Genomic DNA, 20,895 nt, shown 5'->3' on the forward strand with positions numbered 1-20,895 from the left:
TGCTTTAGTAATAGTTCCAGCTCTAGCACCGATAGCAATATTACTACTCCCCTTAACAGTAGAATTAGAACCTATAGCAATGCCTCCACCTGACCAAGACTGTACTTTAGATTTAACACCAATAGCTACACTACCATTTGCATTGCTCTCAATCTTAGTTTCTGGTCCAAGAGCAGTAGCATTTTCTACACTACTTTCAAGTGTTGATTGATAACCTAAAGCTACAGAATATCTACTTTCAGGTTAACCTGCCTTACCAATATGTGCATCATTACCTATAGCTAAACTAGACCGACCTGTTACCTCCGCACTATAGCCGATGGCCGTACCATACCAAGTGCCATCGGATATTTTAGAGAATGAGCCAAGTACAGTGCCATGAGCTGCATCCTTACCGATTTTTGCTCCAGCGCCACCAATAACAACGGATTGGTCAGATGTATCACCGATTTCTACTTCGTGCCCCATAGCAATGGCCCAATCTACATTTGTACCAATTTTGGAATATGAGTATTCAGAATTACTTGAACCGATAAGTATAGAGTTTGCTGAGTCATCCGCAATCGTCGCATGAGCACCAATAACTACGCTAACGCCGGCAGAGCTCCATTTATCCCCCATCTTAGCATTGGCACCAATAACTACGCTATATGGAGACTGGTTAGAAGCGGAGTCACCAATTACAACTGAACCATTACTACCTACCAAATTTGACTTATTTGAAGCAAGTTCTGGAAACACCCCATTTTTTGCCTTATTACCGATTACAACGGAGTTGTTAGTTCTTTTTCCAAACTCCATGCCACTACCTATTGCTACAGAGTCCAAAATATAATCAGTTACCTTATTCTCATTGCCTATAAAAATAGTGCTATTAATTTCATCAGCTGAGGTGTTTCGACTACCTAAAATAAGTGATTTACTAGCATTATAGTATCCATCATTTGTATGTATCTTATTGCCGCTGCCAATAATCCACGATGTACCTAAACTAGAAATTTCATTGTCATCACCAATTACGTAATTATAACTACCGGACTTTAACGTGTTATTATCACCAGTAACCTCATTATTACTGGTATTTACCGTATTGCCATCACCAATAACCTTATTCTTTTCTGCGCTTGAGCCCATCGTATTGGCTGTATCAATATGAGCTGTAAAATTCCCCTTCGCATCTGATCCTGTTGTCCATTGCTGGGCAGTTGCTGCTTCAGTAATAGCCGCTGAACTAGCTGTCAAAGCCAGCACAGCAAGAACTGTGGCCATTTTTCTTGTCACGCTACTGCCTGGCTGTTTTGTGCAACTATGAACTAACTCAGACACCACCACAAAACGATGTTTCACCTTACTCCAAATAACATTATAAATCCCATTCATAACGCATGTCTCCTTTCTTGGTTAGCTACTGACATGATTCTTTTACTATTCTGGGTATTTTTATAAATTTTATAAAAAAGTAAACATCATATGATAATTACCGGTTCATTAAAGCTATTATTTACATCTTTTTTTCAGTATAGCACACCATTTTTCATAAATCTATCATGATTATTGAACCTTTTATTATCCTTTTAATATGATATAAATCACTTATATAAATAATATATCCCTATAAAACTAATTGGAAAATCACATTCTATTTTGATTGCTTTCATATTATTTTCATCAATTATTAAAACAATAAATTCAAGATGATATCCCCATATGGCAGATTACTATCATATTTTAGATAAAATTAGATATAAATATATCTCACCTCTTTTTTACTAACTATTTGATTACTAATATTACTCAGTAAGTCTATTTATATACCAAAAATTTTATGCAAAAAATTAAATAAATTACATTAAAAATAACACCTTACTTGAGAAAATAAGGTGTTATTCCATAGCATTATACTAACTTTTTTCAGCCATAAAAACCGTTGTATAAAATTAAACTTCATTATACAATGAATATGCAATATAGATAATCTATTAACTTATAACAGGTTTTATTACATTATAAGGAGGTTTATTATGGCTATGATTAAAGATTATTTGAAAAATGAATTTAAAACAAATATTCAAAAAGGAAATGTGCAATATGGCGTAGCACAAGAAATTCCTTCTGCTGAAGTGGCAGAAATTTTAGCCACCTCTAATTATGATTGGTTATTTGTTGACGGTGAACATGGTGCCCATGATATTAATTCCATCGTAGCTATCGCTCGAGCAGTGGCACCCTACAATGTGACACCAGTATTCCGTGTTCCTGAAGCAGGTACGGGCATTATTAAACAACTCTTAGATTCTGGTATTCAAAATATTATTATTCCTAAAGTAGAAAGTGCTGAAGAAACAGAAAAAATTATGTACTGGGCCTCCTATGCCCCTCGTGGAAACCGCGGTATGGGAGCCGGTGCCGTGCGAGCAGGACGCTATGGTCGTATCCCTGATTATTTAGAACGCATTGCTAATGAACTTTGTATTTTACCACAAATTGAAAGCAAAAAAGGGCTTGAAAATCTTGATGCGATTGCCTCTGTCCCTGATATTGGTGGTATATTCTTAGGCCCTATTGATTTAGCCGTTGATATGGGCTATGGTTTAGATGTATTTCATCCAGAAGTAGAAGAAGCTATGGATTATGCAATCAAACGAGTTCAAGAACATAATATACCTGTCGGCACTATCGCACTAAGCCCTGAACAAGCCAAACGTTTTATTGATTTAGGCGTCAGCTTCTTGGGCATTGGTATCGACACTAAATTCTTAGTAAGTGGTGCTGATACGACCTTAGAAACATATAAAAAGACTATAAAGGGATAATAAAAATAAAAACTCTGAGGTTATAAGAGAAAGATAAAAATAAAGATAAAAACTAAAATAACTGTTGGGATAACATCGCGTCGATGCCATCTCAACAGTTATTTTTTATTATTCTAAATTATTTTAAATTATTTTAAATCATTATAAATAGCAATAATACCTAAAACAATACTGGAACCGCCTAATAAAATAATCCCAACTAATATGAGCAAATTTTCTATATCTTTTTCAGCCTTGTACTGTTTAACATATTTGGGAATCATTAAAACTACACCTATCCCAAATAATAAAAAAGCAATTCCTTTTAGCATTATAGCTCCTTAAAGGGAAGATTCAAATCTAACGTATTAACACTTATTTGGTTGCCATGCATCTGGTAAACATTATTTGGCTGTATTTTATCTTCTATCTTTGCGTATGACAACCGCTACAAGAAGTCCATCGTCCGCTAATGACAGCGTGAGAGCCTTATTTTTCTTTTGAAGCTCTATTGTTATTTCATCTTCATAAATACATCACCAATATCCCCATCAATGCAGATACTTCTATTGGCAATCTCGCTCGGACAAAACGCTTCACCATAATTGATACAGACATACACTGCTTTTTCATTCGCCAATGTCATCTGCCAAAAAGGATATTTTACTATAACAGGGGTATTTGCTCCCACGCCAAGCTCCAGATAGAGCACATGAAGATTCTCAGCCTTAAGAAGGAAATCCGCATATGCCGCCGATGCCCTGTACCAACCTTCATCTTCGACAAAGGAATCATCTACGCGAAGATTCGTGGTCACATCAGATCCGTCATCTGGGCATTTCGGAATAAGCTCTGTCGCAATACGCATAGTTATATTGCCATCCTCTGGCACCTTGAACACATCGTTCGCATCCTTCACAAAGCCTTGTGCCCCCATTGCTTTTATTACCCATTCTTCATTGTCATAGGTCTTCCGATTAGATGGATCAACGCTTTGGAACAGGCCGTAGTCCCCCTGCGTATAGAACAAACGCTTTTTATCGAATCCCGCTCTCTGGAACTGATGATCTACATTCGTAGTGATAACAAAATAATCCTTATCCGCCACAAGTGAAAGTAACTCCTGATAAACAGGTTTCGGCGCATCAATATATCGATTGTAATAGATGTGCCTTGCCCACCATGCCCAGCGAGTTTCCTGATCTGGAAACGGATAGAAGCCACCGGAATAAATATCCCGAACACCATACTTTCTTGCAAAATCAAAAAAATAACTGTCAAATCGAGCTCCACTATAAGTCAGTCCTGCAGCTGTAGAAAGTCCGGCACCCGCTCCAATCACTATAACATCTGCTGTTTGAATCTCGTTCTTTAATCTGGATATTCGCTCCTCCTTAGAGCCTGTTCCGAATGACATATTTCTGCTAAAATATCGTACCGCACTGAGTCCCTTCTTAATGCTCTCCTGATAGCCGTTCGGCCTTTCTTTATATAAGTGCTTCATAGTATTCCTTGTCTTCATCTTTAAAAACATTAAAGATCACCCTTTCCATAGCGCTCGGATGCTGTGAGAGCCATCTATCTACTGTGCTGACGGCAATCTGAGCTGCCCTCTTGTTCGGAAAATGAAATACGCCTGTAGAAATACAACAAAATGCCACGCTTTTCAGATTATTTTCCAGACACATATCCAAGGTATTTCGATAGCAGTCCGCCAGATTCTTCTCAAGTTCCGGCGTCAACTTATATTGCACGATGGGACCTACGATATGAATGACCTTCTTTGCAGGAAGATTATAGGCATCCGTCAGCATAGGAATAGCCGTCGGCTGCTCATAATCCTTGCCATGTCTAATCCGTAACTGATTCATCTGCCTGTTGCACTCTACTCTAAGCTGCACACCGGCAAAGGTATGGATGCAGTTGTCAATACAAGTATGCATTGGAACAAAGCAACCTAGCATCTGCGAATTGGCTGCATTGACGATGGCATCTACGGCAAGTCTTGTGATATCACCTTGCCAAATAGATAGTTCATCGCGGATTACCGGAATGTCATAAAGACGCACGATACCTTTTTCTTCGGCTCTGCCTACCAGATATTCATCCTGAACCGAAAGCACATCATTTGAAAGTACTTTCGGCATACGGATGTTCATAAGCGAACGAAGGATGCGCCGCTTTCCTTCGGTGTCTTTCGGCGTTTCCAAATCTTTATATTGAACAGAATCCGCTTTGAATTCCTCAACGAGATAATCCAGTCGCTGATGCTGTGCTCTTTTTTCACCCATAGTATTACCTTCTTTCCACCGCGCCAACCAGACATGCCTTCATGCAGTTACCGCAATGCAGGCAGTGCTCCTGCTGAACCACATATGAAACTCCGTCCTGAATGATACAATCCTGCGGACAAACCGCCGTACATCTTCCGCAACCGATACATGCATCTGTGATGAAATATCCCTCTGCCTTCATCTTCACTCCGCCAAAGGTAAAAGACGCACGCTCTATCGGTTTCTTTGAAAGATCAAACCACTCACCACTGCCCTCATAAATCTGAAACACCGTCAGAGCCCGCATAGACTCCTCTGTAGGATATATCTTGCGCATGTACAGATTTTTCTCGAACAATTCCGGAATCTTATCATATCCAAGCTCCCGAACTTTACCACGGATAGATACAGCCACACTGCTCATAGTATCCTCACCTTTCATCGCAGTCAGGGCAAGAAACTCTCTTTTCTTCAGCCTGTCATAAAAGCCTTTACCTTTTGCTGTGAGGAAATACAATCCATTTGAATCACAGTCCATCATATCGATTGCTGCCGTCACGGGAAGACCGTCGTCATCGACGGTAGCTACAATCGTTCTATGTATCTCATTCACAATATAGTCAAGATAGTCTTTTGCTGTCACGTTAACACCTCCTTAGAAAAGGACTCCGAAGCTGTCTGCCCCAGAGGCTCATTTTGTCAGGCTTCTTTTGCCAGAATAACCTGCATTCCCATTCTCAAATCCGTTATTGTATACTTTTTCATCTCGTCCTCCATAACGGTTTGAATATCTTTTAGCGTCTCATCAAAAAGGCCTGGATGTTTTTACCTACAGGACACTATAGACTCGGATTTTCATGGAACCGGAATAAGTCTCCGCCCTCCATAGGTCTATAGTCTGATATACATCATAGAAGGATATCTCTGACAGTTCTCTTATTAGCGAGATTCCATCGGTCCTTGTAAAGTTGTAATAATCATCATTTCATCTCGTGTGTATAATGTAGCACGTCATAGATGTAGTGTCAATAGTTACATCAAAATTTTTCAAAAAAATTTTCCGGACGCTTTTTGTGCATCCGGAATTTATAAATCTTTTAACATCTATCTCACAGCCACAACTCCCCGACATATAACTCGGCAACTCAACATAGTGTCAACAAGCATACCGCCTCATAATGCGTGGTAGTGATACAGCTTATATCAGTAATAATATCGCTGTCGTTAGTTGAATTATTACTGTTATAAGCTCTATTTTATTTTTCATTGGTTTAAGATTAGCTCACCTTTATCACATCACCAAAATGAGATTTCACAATACTATCCAGTTGATTTGAAAGTTCCTTAAAGGGAAGATTCAAATCTAATGTGTTAACGCTTATTTGGTTGCCATGCATCTGGTAAACATTATTTGGCTGTATTTTATCTTCTGTCTTTGCGTATAACAACATGCCAGAAACCTTATGTTCTTCCCCGCCAAATTCATAATCTCGATTTTTAACATAAGTAAAAATCTGGTACAAATTATTCGAATTCAAAGTATGCTTATCATACCTAGATTGCGTCGTATGGCTATAATACTTAGCATCAATAATTAAAACAACATTTTCCTTCTGCAAATGAATATCGCTCTGCATAACGGGAAGCATAGTCCTAATCCCATCATCCACCGCCCAAGAAATTTGTGAAGCACTTACATTCACTTCTGGATAATGTCTCTTATAATATTCCAAAATAAACTTCTCATACAAACGACACATACTTTGTTCATCAACAAATTTTGCAAGTCTATAATCACCTGAATCCGTTGTAATAAGCATTCCTTCAATTATTAACTGACAAATACTAATTAACATTCTATATGTTTGATTATTTCGCTGAAAATATATGGTTGACCAATTTATTGATTTTGGATCTAACACATCTATATTTGAGAAAAATAACATTTTCTTTTTAAGATCCTCTTTATACTCAGATTTAATTTTATTATTTTTTAACAACAATATAACTGTCGTTTTAATAATCTTATTAAATAAATTATTTTCTGATAGTTCATCAAAGTTACACATCAATAAATGCTCATGTGCCAAACGATTCTTTACAGTTCCTAAAATATTAATCTTTCCACGCATCACAGGAAGATTCTCTTCTAAATTCATATATGTCCTATATAGTCCCTGTTTTAACTGGATGCCAATTCCTTTTGCAAGAATAGCCGCTAAAAGATCATACATCTCTTCAAATGATTCAATGGCTACATTCTCATAATTTTCCTGATTTAATGTCTGAAAAGCATAAGACAACATATGATATATATTATGGATTAATATACTTTTATGTTTCGTCATTTTAAGATACCATATAAAATATTTTCCCAACGTTTCAACTTAGCCGGTTCATCAAACCAATACTCATTTAACATAGGCAAAATATCAAAATCAATAACATCTTTCATCCATTGTATTGAACACTTACTTTCGTTGCAAAAATAACTATGACCAATACAAAAACCACTACCAAGAGATCTATCTTCTGCTATCTCTTGATTAAGAACTTTAATGCTCTCAATTAAACTATCAAATGTAGTATTTGACAATCGTTTTTGATAATTAGTAAATCCCTCTGAATCAAAACCAGGTTCCATAGTAAAAAAGCTAAAACGTCGCCTTAGCGCATAATCAATCATAGCTAAACTTCTATCAGCCGTATTCATCATACCAATAATATGTAATCTCTTAGGAATAGAGAAACTCATACCATTATAAGCCAGCGTAACTGCCTTTCCACGATAATCAGCTTCAATCAACATCAAAAGTTCACCAAAAATCTTACTCATATTACCACGATTAATTTCATCAATGATAAAGAAATAGTCTTTATCCGGCTGATTTGCCGCCTTTTGACAAAATCTATAAAAAATACCGTATTTAAGTTCAAAACCATTTTCAACTGGCCTATAGCCCATCATGAAGTCCTCATATGAATAATTTTGATGAAATTGTATAAATTCTATACGCTCATCATCAATCTCACCCATAATTGAATACGCCAGTCTATTAGCTGTAAAAGTTTTACCTACACCTGGTGCCCCTTGAAGAATAATATTCTTTTTTCGCTTTAGTACCGCTACTAGACGATCGTACTTTGCTTCTGTCATATAGACATCATTCAAAAAATTTTGTTTACTATATGTCTCTTTAGTAATACATGACACGTTATTAGCATATAAGTCCACATCTTTAAAATCTATTCTTTTTAATGCTTCAGCAAGTTCATCCCTTAATTTCCATACAAATGAACCTTCCTCATCTTTTTTTGCCTCTTTTCCAATATAAAGTATAGGCCACCACTTACTACTACCATCCTCACGAAGTAGTACATGACATCCAGTCTTTTGTGCTATTCGTTTAGCTAGAGAAGACGATCCTGTATTATAAAAATTCGTACTCTCTCCATATTTTTTTGATAACTGTTTACATGTAGCTTTACCACCATAATCAAGCATTCGCTTCATTATTTCAAGGCTACTTGTTGTAAAAATTCCCTCATCGTTTAACAGCTCTTCCCAATCATCAACACTTAAAGCCGGCGTATAATCACTTGGTTCCCAGTTATCCTTAAAAGGGGCATCTTTCTCATGATGCAAGTATCTGCTAATAAAAAAGCCTACATCAATTGTTAATGTTTTTAATTCAAAGTCTGGATAACATGTCTTAGTAATTTGAGAGGCAAGCATAGATTTAAGTTCTTCATCCTTTTTCAATTCTTCACAAATTTCATTATATAGTGAGAAGAAATTACGGATATTATCCTCATATGCACCTCTTTTAAAAATGTAATCACTTTTAAGCTTCTCTGAAACAGCCTTAACTTCGCCAAATTTATAGATGTAATATTTATCTGGATAACGAAGCCAAAGGTAAGTGCTAATTGCATTCTCGTGCTGATAATGTTGCACTGCATCAGCTTTGTATTTTTTGAGCAATATATTTGATTTTTGCTTAAAACTATTAATGCGTGTGTATATATCTTCGCTTTCATCAAATAATTCTACAAACAGGGTACGCACTTCTTCTGGAGAAGCTTCTGCAAACTCAATAATCATATTCCCAGGAAAATTATTCCCCGATGTTAATAAATTACCAGTTTTCGAAAGTGAGTTTGTAAGCATTTTAACAAAATTTTTGGCATTAATATCCCAATTTTCTTGAAAATACTTTACAGCTTCCCATTTATATTTTTCTTTCATCCAATGAGACTGTGCAAACTGCTTTTTGTATTCAATAATAACCGACTTTAAACAAGACTTATCAAACATTAAATTTCACCATCTTTATTTTTTCACAAAAACTTTATGCTTCTTTGTAGTCATTACTTCTTCTATCGCTTTTATCATATCATCTTACTTATCACAATTTACTTACTTGGTGAAACTCTTTCTTAACAAAGCCACAGCCTCACAATGACTCGTCATCGGAAACATATCCACTGGCTGCACGATTTCTACTTCATAGCCAAGTTCTCTTAGGACTACAATATCTCTTGCCATAGAAGCAGGGTTACAAGAAACATAAACCATACGCTCTGGCTCCATCGTTGCGGCCGCTTTTAGAACTTCTTCCTTACAGCCTGCACGGATTGGATCAAACACAACTACATCCGCCTTCACACCTCGTTTTACGAGAGCTGGCATTTCTTTAGCCGCATCTGCTGCAATAAATTCAGCATTCGTAATCCCATTCCGTTTAGCATTAGCCTTAGCATCCACAATGGCAGGCTCCACAATTTCAATACCAATAACATGTTTTGCCTGTTTAGCCAAAAATAGTGAAATAGTACCAGTCCCACAATAAGCATCAATAACCGTTTCCTTACCCGTTAATTGAGCAAATTCTAACGCTTTTTTATACAATACTGTTGTTTGTATTGGATTGACTTGGAAAAAAGAATGTGGTGATAAACGAAATTCTAATTCATCAATCGTATCCGTTATGGTTTCCTCACCCCAAAGCAAGGTACAATCACGGCCCATAATAACATTCGTTTTCTTAGGATTATGATTGAGAACAATGCTTGTTACTTCTGGCAAGGCTTTACGAATTTCACTCACCCAGTAATCAGCCTTTAGTAACGTTTTAGAGGTGCTAACAATAATCACCATCCAACCGCTTTTACCAATACGGCCAATAATATGACGAATCATACCATCACCAGTCATTTCATTATAGGGTTGCAATTTCGTTTCACGTAACAGACGTTCACAAACAGCAGCAATTTTATTATTCCCATCATCTTGAATCGCACAATTAGTACAAGGTACAATGGCATGAGAACCACGGGCATAAAAGCCTAACGCAGCTTGGTCATTTTCAAAGCCCACTGGAATTTGCATTTTATTACGATATCCCCAAGGACTATTGGGCCCTAAGGCTGGTTGTACTAAAGCAGGATTCGTTTTACCAATACGCTCCATAATATCCCGCACATTTTGCGTTTTCAAATGAAGTTGTTCTTCATAGGATACATGCTGTAACTGACAACCACCACAAGTGCCATACACAGGACAAATAGGTTCTACTCTATGAGGAGATGGTTTCAAAATATCTACCACTTCTCCAATAGCATAATTCTTTTTTACAAGAGTAATTTTTGCTTTTACTTGCTCTTCTGGTAAAACAAAGGGAATAAATACAGTAAACCCTTCATAGCGACCTACCCCTTCACCACTGGTTCCTAGTCCTTGGATAGTAATCTCATAAATTTGGCCCTTTGCGACAGGCACAGTCTGTTTCATTGCACTTCGTCCTTTCTATCAGTACCTACTGTTAACATCATAACTAAATTATTATTACCATTACATAAGTTCCTACAACAATCACTTGTTGTAAGCAACTAGTTTCTTATCTTTTATTATACCTTGAAATTCCAAAATCAGTAAAACCCTTTCCCTATTAACTCCTTTTCCTATATATACCAACCTATTCTCAGCTTATTTTAAATACTCTCTATAAACTGAAAAAGCTGTAACCACAACGAAAAAGACATTGAGTTACAGCTTTATTTTTTATTTACTTATTTCACCAACAATTGTATCATCATACCATTTTCTTCATGTTCTAAAATATGACAATGCACCATAAATACACCCGGTTGTGTGAAATGTACTTTGATGCGCACCGTTTCACCAGGCTCTACTTGAATGGTATCTTTGAAACCTTGTTCATTAGGTGCTACTGGCTTCCCATTTCGTGATACAACTTCAAATTGCACACCGTGAATATGGAACGGATGCATCATACCCATCATGGCCGAATCAGCATTGATAATATCCCATATTTCAGTACTACCTAATTTACTAGTTAAGTCAATGCGATCCATGGAAAATTTTTGCCCATTAATGGTAACAGCTTCAGCCATGCCCGCCATAACTACCGTTTTATCCGCCTTGGCCATCATAGACTCTTGCAAAGTATTCGGATTAACAGTTAAATTTTTATGACGTTGCCACTGTGGTATATTAGTGCCGCGATCACTCATAGTACCTCGCTCAAAAGCTAATACAACCGTGCCATCGGCTGTCACTAAAGCAGGCAATTGACCTTCATATTTTGAAAAATCCATGACTACTTCAGCTCGCTCACCAGGTGCTAAGGTAAGCGTTGACATCGTAACAGGCGTTTCTAATAAACCACCATCACTCGCTATTTGTCTAAAACTAGCGCCATCACTTAACTGCAATGTATAATTACGTGCATTCGACCCATTTAAAAGACGTAAGCGCATAATTTTCGCATTAACTTTAAAATATGGATTGATAGTGCCATTAACTAATAACGTATCACCATATACCCCATCAGCCTCATACGAGGTTTTATAATCCCATTGATTATTGACTGTAAAGTTGCGATCTTGTAAAATTACTGGAATATCATCAACGCCATAGGTATTTGGCAAACCTAATTTAGTTTGCTCCTCATCTTCAATCCGAATAAGCCCTGCTAAGCCCTTATATACTTGACTGGCTGTTGTCCCCATAGCATGAGGATGAAACCAAGCTGTACTCGCTTCTTGGTTAACTGTAAAATCAATCTGCCCAGTTCCTCCATTAGCCGCAATTGGATGATGAGGGCCGCCATCTACATCCGAAGGCACTACTAAGCCATGCCAATGAAACGTAGTCTCTTCTGGCAATGTATTTTTTAAATGAATTGATACCTTATCGCCTTGTTTCATCGATAATACAGGGCCTAATACATTACCATTATAACCATATGTCTTTGTTGCATCCCCATCTTTCAATTGGTTCTCACCTGCTTGAGCCACAATATTGAACACTGTACGCCCTTGCTCATTCAAAGTGCCTTCTAAAAGCGGTGGAATTGCGAGTGGCCTTGCTGCTTGTTGTATAGTCTGAAATTTCACAACATCATCAACGCCGTGACGCATGCCATGATGAGGCATTCCCGGTTGCATTATTTCATGCATAATTGGCATCATGCCTTGATGCATATTCTGCTGACTGTGAGGCATCCCCTTATGGTGCATAGACCCTGCCATCATCATTTGAGAGCCGTCTTCCTGACTTTCACAACAATAGCTAGTGGCCTCATGATTAGTATGTGCATATGCCGTAAATACACTACCTGTTACTAGTGAAGCTACCAGCATGGACTTTAATAACTGTTTATATGAACGTTTCATACGAATATACCCTGTCCTTTCATTAACCACAATATACGACTAATTGTACTTTTATGGTAACATAGGACATTACCAGATACTAGAGGGGGGTATATGTTATTTGTTTACTTCGTAATTGATAGCGCCCTTATGCATCAATAACTTAGCTTCCATAGAGGTAATCGATTTATCGGTTAGCATATCCTTAGTTTCAGAAATATACCATTTAAATGCCCACGTATTTCTATGTTTTTCATACGCTTCCTTATTCGCATAAATTTCATAAAAATACCAAGTATTTTTATCACCTTTCACCTGACCAGCATACATAGCCAATACCCCTGGTTCATCTGCAATGGATTGCTTCATCTCATCGACAACCACCCGTGAAAAGTCTTCGTTATAGCCTGGCTTTACTTTTACCATAGCCAAGTTAACTAGTACCTGAGTATCATTTACTAATGCCAACGAGTCTTCTTTAGTTAACAAAGCTACCGGCTCTAAAGCGTAAAAGGTACGACTATTCAAATGTCGACCAACTGCATCAATAAACGCGTTATACTGTGGTGATTTTTTGTGAATTTCATACGCTTTATTATTTTCATAAATTTCAGCTACATACACTAGATTACTATTTGTCTTATCAGTACTCGCATTCATCGCCCAGGTTCCTGATTCATTAGCCAGTGACTTTGTGAAATTTTGATAACCATTGTCATAAAATGCAGGTTGTACAGCCTGATCAACTTCAAAAGTAAATAAGTTATATACTGGTATATTATCAGGCACTTCTGGTTCCACTGTAGTAGATTTAGCACTTCCAGTAGCCATCATTAAACATAGCAAAGATGTAGTAGCTAACATTTTCCAATATTTTTTCATACAATACCCCCTACTTATTTTAAAGTAGCCATATACGCTTTCGTTTGCGCTTCTAATGTAGCGGTTTCCATACCTAACGTACCATAAGTCACAAATGGTTTCAACCAAGTAGTACCAATTAGTTGACTAGTAGCTTTAAATGGCAATACTAATTCATCAATAGTTACATCAAAACGACTTCCTTTTGTATAGTCCTCTGCTTTTGCCCCTGTAGAAAGTGCTAACATCAATTCTTTACCATGTAAAGCTGTGCCTGTTGAACCATAAGCCCAGCCATGTTCAAATACTTCATCTTCCCACTGTTTCAATAAAGGTGGGCAAGAATACCAATAGAATGGAAATTGCAGTACAATTCTATCCGTTGCTTCTAATATTTTTTGTTCTGCTTTTACGTCAATTTTACCATCTGGGTATATTTCATACATATAACGAACATCAACTTGTGCGCCTTCAGCGGCTTTTGCTAAGGCCTTATTTACTACAGAATCACTCATATGTGGATGGAATACAAATACTGTTGTTTTCATAATAATCTCCTTTATTGTATCTCTACTTCTAACGTATCTAAAATTTACTACATTATTTTTATATTTCACTATATCATTTTTAATATTTTACTAGATTATGTTCTTAAATTATTATTTACCTCGAAACGAGGTTACATTATCAGCTATCAAATTAGCCTGAAACTCACGAATTGTATAAACCGCCTTATCTGGATAATAGCTATCTTTAGCAATCAGTGCCTCTATAGCCTCTCGAGATTCCGCTTGCGCCATAACAATACCAGCTGCTTCTTGATCTCTATATGGCCCTACCACTAAAAAATGTCCAGACTCAAACTGCTCTTTAAACCAAGCACGATGTCCTTCCAGTAGCTTTTCAGCCTGTTCTTAATTTGCTATTAACAATGCAATAGTTATAAAAATATTAACTTAACCTACGTTTTAAGAAGTCCTACTAGTAACGGATATATACTAGCATAAATAATTTGCTCTACTGAAATTGTCCTATAATGAATGTTAGCCGTGTCCATAGCTAGTTTTTGTTTAGTTGATGGATTTACATAGGGGTATACTCCATATATAAAAGGGAAAAATGCATATCCAAAATCAGCACGCTTTTCATCTGTTAGTTCCGGAAAAAATTTTGCTAACCCAGCATCGATGCAAATCATTGCTTCTTTAAACACGTCTTTAAATGCCACTAAAAACTCTAATCGACTATGTTCTTCTATTTCATACAAATTAGTACATTGAATCCGTAATAATAACTCATGATTAGATAACGATTTAGCTAATTTTTTTACATATGTATCGGCTAATAATGACGGTTGCTCATTAATTTCTCGCAATTCTACTACCCATACTTTATATTCCCGCGTAAGTAAACTTAAAAATATTTCTTCCTTGGTTTTAAAATAATTATAGATAGAAGACCGTGAAATACTTGTTATTTCACCTATGTCTTTTAAATTAACTTCATTAAAACTCTTAGTTCTATACAATATTTCACAAGCATCCATAATTTCCTCAGGACGCTGCGATACTATTTTATTAGATGATCGCGCCATATCATCACCTCTTTTTATGCACACTTAGGAATAAACATTGTTTTAATTAGGGTAAAATTATCCTTTAATGTATTCCTTCATTTATATCAGCTGATGATTATATTATATCTTTTTACTGACACATCGTCAATATAATTCTGACATAATGTCAGAATTATATTGAATCAATAACAATCGTACCTTCTAACTGGTTAATTTCGTCCACAACTATATTTTATTTTGTTAAAGACCGAATAATTCTCGCTGGATTACCAGCAACAATTACATTAGCAGGCACATTCTGAATAACAACAGAGCCAGCACCCACGATAGAATTATCACCAATCGTAATGCCTGGCAACACTGTTACATTACCACCAAGCCATACCCTTTTCCCTATATGAATAGGTCTAGACTGAGTGCTTTCTCTACTAAAGGGATTTTCAATATGATTTGTTGTTAATAAATGGACTCCTGGACCAATTAATGCATAATCGTCTAAAAAAATGCCACCACGATCCATAAATACACAATTAAAATTTATAAATACAGACTTACCGATGTGTATATTGTGACCATAGTCTGTATAAAATGGTGGATTCATTCTAAAGGATTCATCAATCTCACTATTAGTTATTTCAGAGAATATATGACGTATCTCATCCATCTCATGATACCCTGTATTCAATTTAGCCGTTAATGTCTGTGCCTTTCTAATAATCTTATGAATCGCTAAATATTCTTCATCCTTTGTAGAAATAACCTGACCCGCTAATTCCCGTTCAAAAATAGACTGTCTTAATGGTTCTTCAGACATCTGACTCCTTCTTTCCGCATACTCCCACAACACTGATAAAATTATCTTTATAGATTCTACTAAAAAAATAAGACCGATTACACTTTCTACTGTAATCGGTCTTTAACTACTCGTCTAATACTTATTCTTTTTAAACAAAAATGCCTTTTAAGCATTTTTATTGTAAATCTTCTTATTTTAATCCTTTAGATACTAACCATTGTTCAGCTAACGCACCAACTTATCAAGATTAATCCAGCAAAAAACTTCTATATAGATGTTATTGACAGTGTCATCTCCTTATGATAAGCTTTATATAGATTCTATATAGAAGTTTTTATTCATGTGATTAATATGGAGGTGGCTTTTGGATCGGGAAATAGGTTATTTAATAGGTCGGATCCATTTGTTGAGTAACCGATTACTAAACCGTTTATTGCAAGAACATAATATTACCAGCTTTAACTCTGAGCAAGGCAAAATTTTATATCAACTTTGGAAAAACGACGGCATTACTATGTCTGAATTAGCCACTAATACAGGGCTTGCTTTAAATACGCTATCTAAAATGCTACAAACTATGGAACAACAGCATTTAGTTGAACGTCGAGTCAAAGATGGCGATAAACGTAGTAAACGCATATTTTTAACACCTTTAAGTAAACAAGCTAAGGCAGATTCAGCTATCATCAGCCAAATGATGACAAGCAAAGCATATAATGGTTTTTCAGAATCTGAAATTTTACATTTTGAGGCACAATTAAGAAAAATATTAAGTAATTTAGAATGATATTTGTAAACCTACATTAATATTGGATAATTTATAAGAATATTAAGTATTTTATAGTAATATTTTAAAAAGCAAAAGGAGATATTTATTATGACCAGCAAAGAACTAAAACCTATCGTTACATCGATTATAGAAGCACCATCTTGTTGCCCAGAATTAAAAGAAGTAGCACAAGCGTGGTTAAACTCACTTGGCACTGAACAAGAAGCTGCTGCAACTGAAAAATTAATGGCCGAAGCAAAAGCTGATATTACTACTGTTGATAATTTAATTGCTTTAACAGGTTCCGAATTAGGCGTTCAAATTTTTGGCGAAAAATTGGCTCAAGACTTACATGCTCATGGACTAGACATTAAAAGTAAAGGTGCTATGTATTGTGATTGTCCAGCTTGCGCCGGTTGCCTAGCTATTATAGAAGGATAAATTGTTTATATTCTTATTTTAATTAGCGTAAAATCTTAGAATGAATTATCATATATAATTATTATATAAAAAAGCTGTAACCGAGGATTCATCCTTAGTTACAGCTTCTTTAATTTAAAATGTAAAATGTTTTATATCTTTACATGGGTAAGTTTACCAATGTTTTTACTTACTCTCTATACATACATTTCGCTTATTTATATTCACGCAATTATATTCACTTAATTATATCTATCTAAGCAATTATTTTTTAATCACTACACGTTGACTAATATCTTCTTTTTCTTTCGCATCTGGTTCTGCCACAATACCACCAAATGGCATTTGAGCATCTAACACCCAATTGCTAGGCAAATCAAATAATTTCTGTACCGCTTCATTAATCACTGGATTATAATGCTGTAAAGAAGCACCAACCCCTAATTCACGTAATCCTTCCCAAATGGTAATCTGAAGCATACCAGCTGACTGAGCCGCCCAATGAGGAAAACGTTCAGCATACATTGGGAACTGATCTTGCAAACTTTCTACAGTGGGTTGATCTACAAAATATAAAATAGTCCCATAGCCAGCTTTAAAGCTATCAATTTTTTCACGAGCTACCTTGCCTTCAAATACATCATAAATAGTATCCCATAGGGCATCATGTTGCGCACCAAGTGCAACCACTACGCGAGAACTTTTCATATTAAAAGAATCAGGTGTTAGTTCAGTGGCTTTTTCCACCAAATCCACAACTTCTTCTGCTTTCACCGGTAACTCTTTGTTAATATTGTAATAGGTACGACGTTTTTCTGCTACTTCTAATGTTTTCATAATAAACCTCCTCAATTAAGACCTCTGTAATTTTCGTAATCCAATGCTGTATCAGTGTAATACTACATAAATTATACATAACTGATTTTTTAGTCCTAACTTGTCTTATTCATCTTTACAAGTTAATTATATACCTTATTTCGAAAAATATCAATATATAAATTTCAAAAAAAGAGGCTCTATAGAGCCTCTTCCTTAATTCATTATTCCTGTGTAGATTTATTAGCCGTCAACTTTCGCTGAATTAAAGCCGCACCAACAACTAGCACAATACATCCAATTTTAAATGGCAAGGTAATTGGATCAATGTAATCAAATACATACTTATCAGAGTGGATCATTTCGCCACCAATCCAACCTAAAATACCACCACCAAAGAATAGAATAGCTGGATATTTGTCAATTAATTTCACAAATAAAGTACTACCCCAAATAATAATTGGCACCGTAATTAAAATCCCTGCCAATACTAGGCCCATATGACCTTCAGCAGCACCGACAACACCAATTACATTATCAATCCCCATGATACCATCGGCAATGACAATCGTAATAATAGCATCTCGTAAATTACTTTTAGCTTCAATATTATGGGATGACTCTGAATTAGCCATTAATTTATAACCAATCCAAAGCAATAAAATACCGCCTACTAAACGTAAACCTGGTATATTATTAATCGCCTCAATAAATAGGAACGCCATAATCAAACGCAATGCAATGGCACCAAAAGTCCCCCAGAAAATCGCTTGTTTACGATGTTTATCCTGTAAATTTTTGGCTGCCATACCAATAACAATCGCATTATCACCGGCTAATAGAATATCAATAACAATAATCTTTGCAATAGCCATTAAACCTGCAGCTGTAAACAGTTCCAAATTCAATACCCCCGTTTTCAATTTTTCAATATATCTTAATCGCATTTCATCAATCTAGCAAAATTATTATATCGAAAAAAACTAGTCTTGTCGATAGTTTTAATACAGTAAATCAAAATTTTTATAAATTTCTACTAAATAGGTTCTACTTTTCATTATCTTTCCCCTATGTTACAATAAAGTTATAATAATTAACTATGTAATTTTCCCTATAAATACAGTTCTCCGATGCTCATTGGAGATTTTTTTATTGTCTATATTCAATACTTCACTAAGGAGGCGCTATGCACCCAACCTTTAAACTTTTTGAAAAAATGCAATTATTTATTCGATTAGCATTACCAATTATCCTTACCCAATTTTCTCTAATTGCAGGTTCTTTCGTATCCATTTTATTAACCGGTCAATATAGTACTGTAGACCTTGCGGGTATCTCAGTAGGCTATAATATTTGGGTTGCCTCTTTCTTTGGTGTCATGGGCATATTACTTGGCATTTCTCCTATTATTGCTCAATTGTTAGGCGCCAATAAAAAGGAAAATATTCCTACCATTATCGCCCATGGTCTATATCTTGCAATAGCGTTAGGGCTATTACTTATAGTACTTGGAATCATTACATTGCAGCCTATTTTATCGTTAATTAATCTAGAACCAGCAACAAGGGCGATTACCAACCAGTATATGATTGCGATTGCCTTTGGTATGGTCCCGCTTATGGGAAGTAGTGTTCTGCGCAATACTGTAGATTGTCATGGTTATACCCATTACTCTATGTATATTATGATGTCTAGTTTTGTATTAAATGTGATTTTAAACTATGGCTTAATTCTTGGTCATTTTGGTTTTCCTGCACTTGGCGGTCTTGGTGCTGGTATTGCCACTGCCATTTGCTCTTGGTATAACTTTTTGGCTTACTTTTTCATTTTACTATATAACAAAGCCTTTAAGCCTTATCGTATTTTTCGTTGGTGGCCAAAATTCCAATTTCCCTATATTATTGAACAGCTAAAATTAGGGATTCCCATTGGTATTGCCATATTCTGTGAAATGAGTTTATTTAGTGTCGTAGGCTTAATCATGGCCTATTATGGCACACAAATTATAGCTGCTCACCAAGCAGCTATTAGTTTTACCAATTTATTTTATTGTTTCCCACTTAGTCTAAGCATTGCCTCTACCATTGCTGTTGGTTACGAAGTCGGCGCTAAACGCTATAAAGATGCAAAGCAATATGCTTATATCGCCCGTGGTCTAGCCCTCATTATTGCTGGACTTATTTGTATGTATAGCTTTACTCACTTACTAGAAATTGCCAGTTTTTATACCAATGATCCACATATGATTCAATTAATCAGTAGCTTCTTGTCCTATGCAGTCTTCTTCACCGTAATTGATGCTTTTGGCACACCACTACAAGGTGTTCTACGGGGCTATAAGGATGTACGTATTATTTCTCTAATTGCCCTGATTTGCTATTGGGGCCTTAGCTTGCCAATTGCTGCGTTCTTCACCCTTGTCATGGACTACGGACCTTATGGCATTTGGATGGGCCTCTTAGGTGGTGTGGCTTGTTCAGCAGTAGCGTATACAGTGCGTGTCTGGTTTATTCAATACAAAAGATATGATAAAATAATGTAAGAGTCCATTTATAAAAAAGGAGTGTTAGTATGAAAAAAGTTTTTACTATGTGCTGCTGCTTTTAAACATGTCTATAATATAGATTTTTAAACTAAATAAATCACAAAAGCCGAAGCTAAATTGATAACAATCAACATGCTTCGGCTCTTTTTATCTATTATATGTTATGCTTTTACTAAAAAACAATGGTGCGGTTGGCGGGACTTGAACCCGCACGCTCGAAAGCACTGCCACCTGAAGACAGCGTGTCTGCCATTCCACCACAACCGCAGAATATGCCCTAATTGTATTCCTTTTAATTAAAAGTGTCAAATAAAACCATGCTACAATTTACAATGTTATATGTCAAACTTCCCCAAGCTAAAGCATA

General features: G+C 36.0%; 19 protein-coding genes, 1 tRNA gene and 1 pseudogene. 4 read left to right on the forward strand and 17 right to left on the reverse strand.

Annotated elements, in window-relative coordinates; genetic code table 11:
- Positions 1-243: 243 nt before the first annotated feature.
- Complete coding sequence (locus tag DYE54_RS03170) at positions 244-1,380, reverse strand: ESPR domain-containing protein (RefSeq protein ID WP_115309879.1); 1,137 nt, start codon at positions 1,378-1,380, stop codon at positions 244-246.
- Between the two features lie 641 nt (positions 1,381-2,021).
- Here DYE54_RS03170 and DYE54_RS03175 point away from each other — a divergent pair.
- Complete coding sequence (locus DYE54_RS03175; RefSeq protein ID WP_115309880.1) at positions 2,022-2,813, forward strand: HpcH/HpaI aldolase family protein; 792 nt, start codon at positions 2,022-2,024, stop codon at positions 2,811-2,813.
- 128 nt (positions 2,814-2,941) lie between these two features.
- Here the strand turns inward: DYE54_RS03175 and DYE54_RS03180 are convergent, their stop codons facing one another.
- The 13 genes and pseudogenes from DYE54_RS03180 to DYE54_RS03250 form a co-directional block, all read right to left on the reverse strand.
- Positions 2,942-3,124, reverse strand: a complete 183-nt coding sequence (locus tag DYE54_RS03180) for a hypothetical protein (RefSeq protein WP_115309881.1) — start codon at positions 3,122-3,124, stop codon at positions 2,942-2,944.
- 182 nt (positions 3,125-3,306) lie between these two features.
- Complete coding sequence (locus DYE54_RS03190) at positions 3,307-4,296, reverse strand: SIR2 family NAD-dependent protein deacylase (protein ID WP_115311074.1); 990 nt, start codon at positions 4,294-4,296, stop codon at positions 3,307-3,309.
- On the reverse strand, positions 4,280-5,083 hold the full coding sequence (locus DYE54_RS03195) for a protein-ADP-ribose hydrolase (protein ID WP_115309882.1): 804 nt from the start codon (positions 5,081-5,083) through the stop codon (positions 4,280-4,282). Before DYE54_RS03195 ends, DYE54_RS03190 begins: the two co-directional genes overlap by 17 nt.
- Before the next feature lie 4 nt (positions 5,084-5,087).
- Positions 5,088-5,708, reverse strand: coding sequence for a 4Fe-4S binding protein (locus DYE54_RS03200; RefSeq protein WP_115309883.1), 621 nt, complete (start codon positions 5,706-5,708; stop codon positions 5,088-5,090).
- 634 nt (positions 5,709-6,342) lie between these two features.
- Positions 6,343-7,413, reverse strand: a complete 1,071-nt coding sequence (gene mcrC / locus DYE54_RS03210; protein ID WP_115311075.1) for a 5-methylcytosine-specific restriction endonuclease system specificity protein McrC — start codon at positions 7,411-7,413, stop codon at positions 6,343-6,345.
- The gene (locus DYE54_RS03215; RefSeq protein ID WP_115309884.1) at positions 7,410-9,383 is read right to left on the reverse strand and encodes an AAA family ATPase; all 1,974 of its coding nucleotides are present in this window, start codon (positions 9,381-9,383) and stop codon (positions 7,410-7,412) included. Before DYE54_RS03215 ends, mcrC begins: the two co-directional genes overlap by 4 nt.
- A gap of 102 nt (positions 9,384-9,485) precedes the next feature.
- Positions 9,486-10,859 (reverse strand): 23S rRNA (uracil(1939)-C(5))-methyltransferase RlmD, encoded by a 1,374-nt coding sequence (gene rlmD / locus DYE54_RS03220; protein ID WP_115309885.1) that lies wholly within the window; start codon positions 10,857-10,859, stop codon positions 9,486-9,488.
- Positions 10,860-11,137: 278 nt separating this feature from the next.
- The gene (locus DYE54_RS03225) at positions 11,138-12,766 is read right to left on the reverse strand and encodes a multicopper oxidase family protein (protein ID WP_115309886.1); all 1,629 of its coding nucleotides are present in this window, start codon (positions 12,764-12,766) and stop codon (positions 11,138-11,140) included.
- 96 nt (positions 12,767-12,862) lie between these two features.
- Entirely contained in the window at positions 12,863-13,627 is a 765-nt protein-coding gene (locus tag DYE54_RS03230) for a putative quinol monooxygenase (RefSeq protein WP_115309887.1), read from the reverse strand.
- Between the two features lie 14 nt (positions 13,628-13,641).
- Complete coding sequence (locus tag DYE54_RS03235) at positions 13,642-14,154, reverse strand: NAD(P)H-dependent oxidoreductase (RefSeq protein WP_115309888.1); 513 nt, start codon at positions 14,152-14,154, stop codon at positions 13,642-13,644.
- Between the two features lie 111 nt (positions 14,155-14,265).
- Positions 14,266-14,508 (reverse strand): annotated as a pseudogene (locus DYE54_RS03240) (YciI family protein); the annotation flags it as partial.
- Between the two features lie 59 nt (positions 14,509-14,567).
- Positions 14,568-15,200, reverse strand: coding sequence for a TetR/AcrR family transcriptional regulator (locus tag DYE54_RS03245; protein WP_115309890.1), 633 nt, complete (start codon positions 15,198-15,200; stop codon positions 14,568-14,570).
- 214 nt (positions 15,201-15,414) lie between these two features.
- A complete protein-coding gene (locus DYE54_RS03250; protein ID WP_115309891.1) occupies positions 15,415-15,996 on the reverse strand; it encodes a sugar O-acetyltransferase in 582 nt (193 codons plus the stop codon).
- Between the two features lie 346 nt (positions 15,997-16,342).
- Between DYE54_RS03250 and DYE54_RS03255 the strand changes: the two genes are divergently transcribed.
- Both DYE54_RS03255 and DYE54_RS03260 read left to right on the forward strand, forming a co-directional pair.
- On the forward strand, positions 16,343-16,765 hold the full coding sequence (locus DYE54_RS03255) for a MarR family winged helix-turn-helix transcriptional regulator (RefSeq protein ID WP_172460546.1): 423 nt from the start codon (positions 16,343-16,345) through the stop codon (positions 16,763-16,765).
- Positions 16,766-16,855: 90 nt separating this feature from the next.
- Entirely contained in the window at positions 16,856-17,188 is a 333-nt protein-coding gene (locus tag DYE54_RS03260) for a hypothetical protein (protein WP_115309893.1), read from the forward strand.
- A gap of 243 nt (positions 17,189-17,431) precedes the next feature.
- Here the strand turns inward: DYE54_RS03260 and DYE54_RS03265 are convergent, their stop codons facing one another.
- Positions 17,432-18,004, reverse strand: coding sequence for a nitroreductase family protein (locus DYE54_RS03265; RefSeq protein WP_115309894.1), 573 nt, complete (start codon positions 18,002-18,004; stop codon positions 17,432-17,434).
- 203 nt (positions 18,005-18,207) lie between these two features.
- Positions 18,208-18,885: a TerC family protein gene (locus DYE54_RS03270; RefSeq protein ID WP_172460547.1), complete on the reverse strand. Its 678-nt coding sequence runs from the start codon at positions 18,883-18,885 to the stop codon at positions 18,208-18,210.
- Between the two features lie 284 nt (positions 18,886-19,169).
- On the opposite strand from DYE54_RS03270, the gene DYE54_RS03275 reads away from it, so the two are divergent.
- Positions 19,170-20,525 (forward strand): MATE family efflux transporter, encoded by a 1,356-nt coding sequence (locus DYE54_RS03275; RefSeq protein ID WP_115309896.1) that lies wholly within the window; start codon positions 19,170-19,172, stop codon positions 20,523-20,525.
- 186 nt (positions 20,526-20,711) lie between these two features.
- On the opposite strand, the gene DYE54_RS03280 is transcribed toward DYE54_RS03275, so the two are convergent.
- Positions 20,712-20,795: transfer RNA gene (locus tag DYE54_RS03280), tRNA-Leu, on the reverse strand.
- Between the last annotated feature and the right edge of the window lie 100 nt (positions 20,796-20,895).

Source organism: Veillonella criceti (assembly GCF_900460315.1).
In the GTDB taxonomy this organism is placed as follows: domain Bacteria; phylum Bacillota; class Negativicutes; order Veillonellales; family Veillonellaceae; genus Veillonella_A; species Veillonella_A criceti.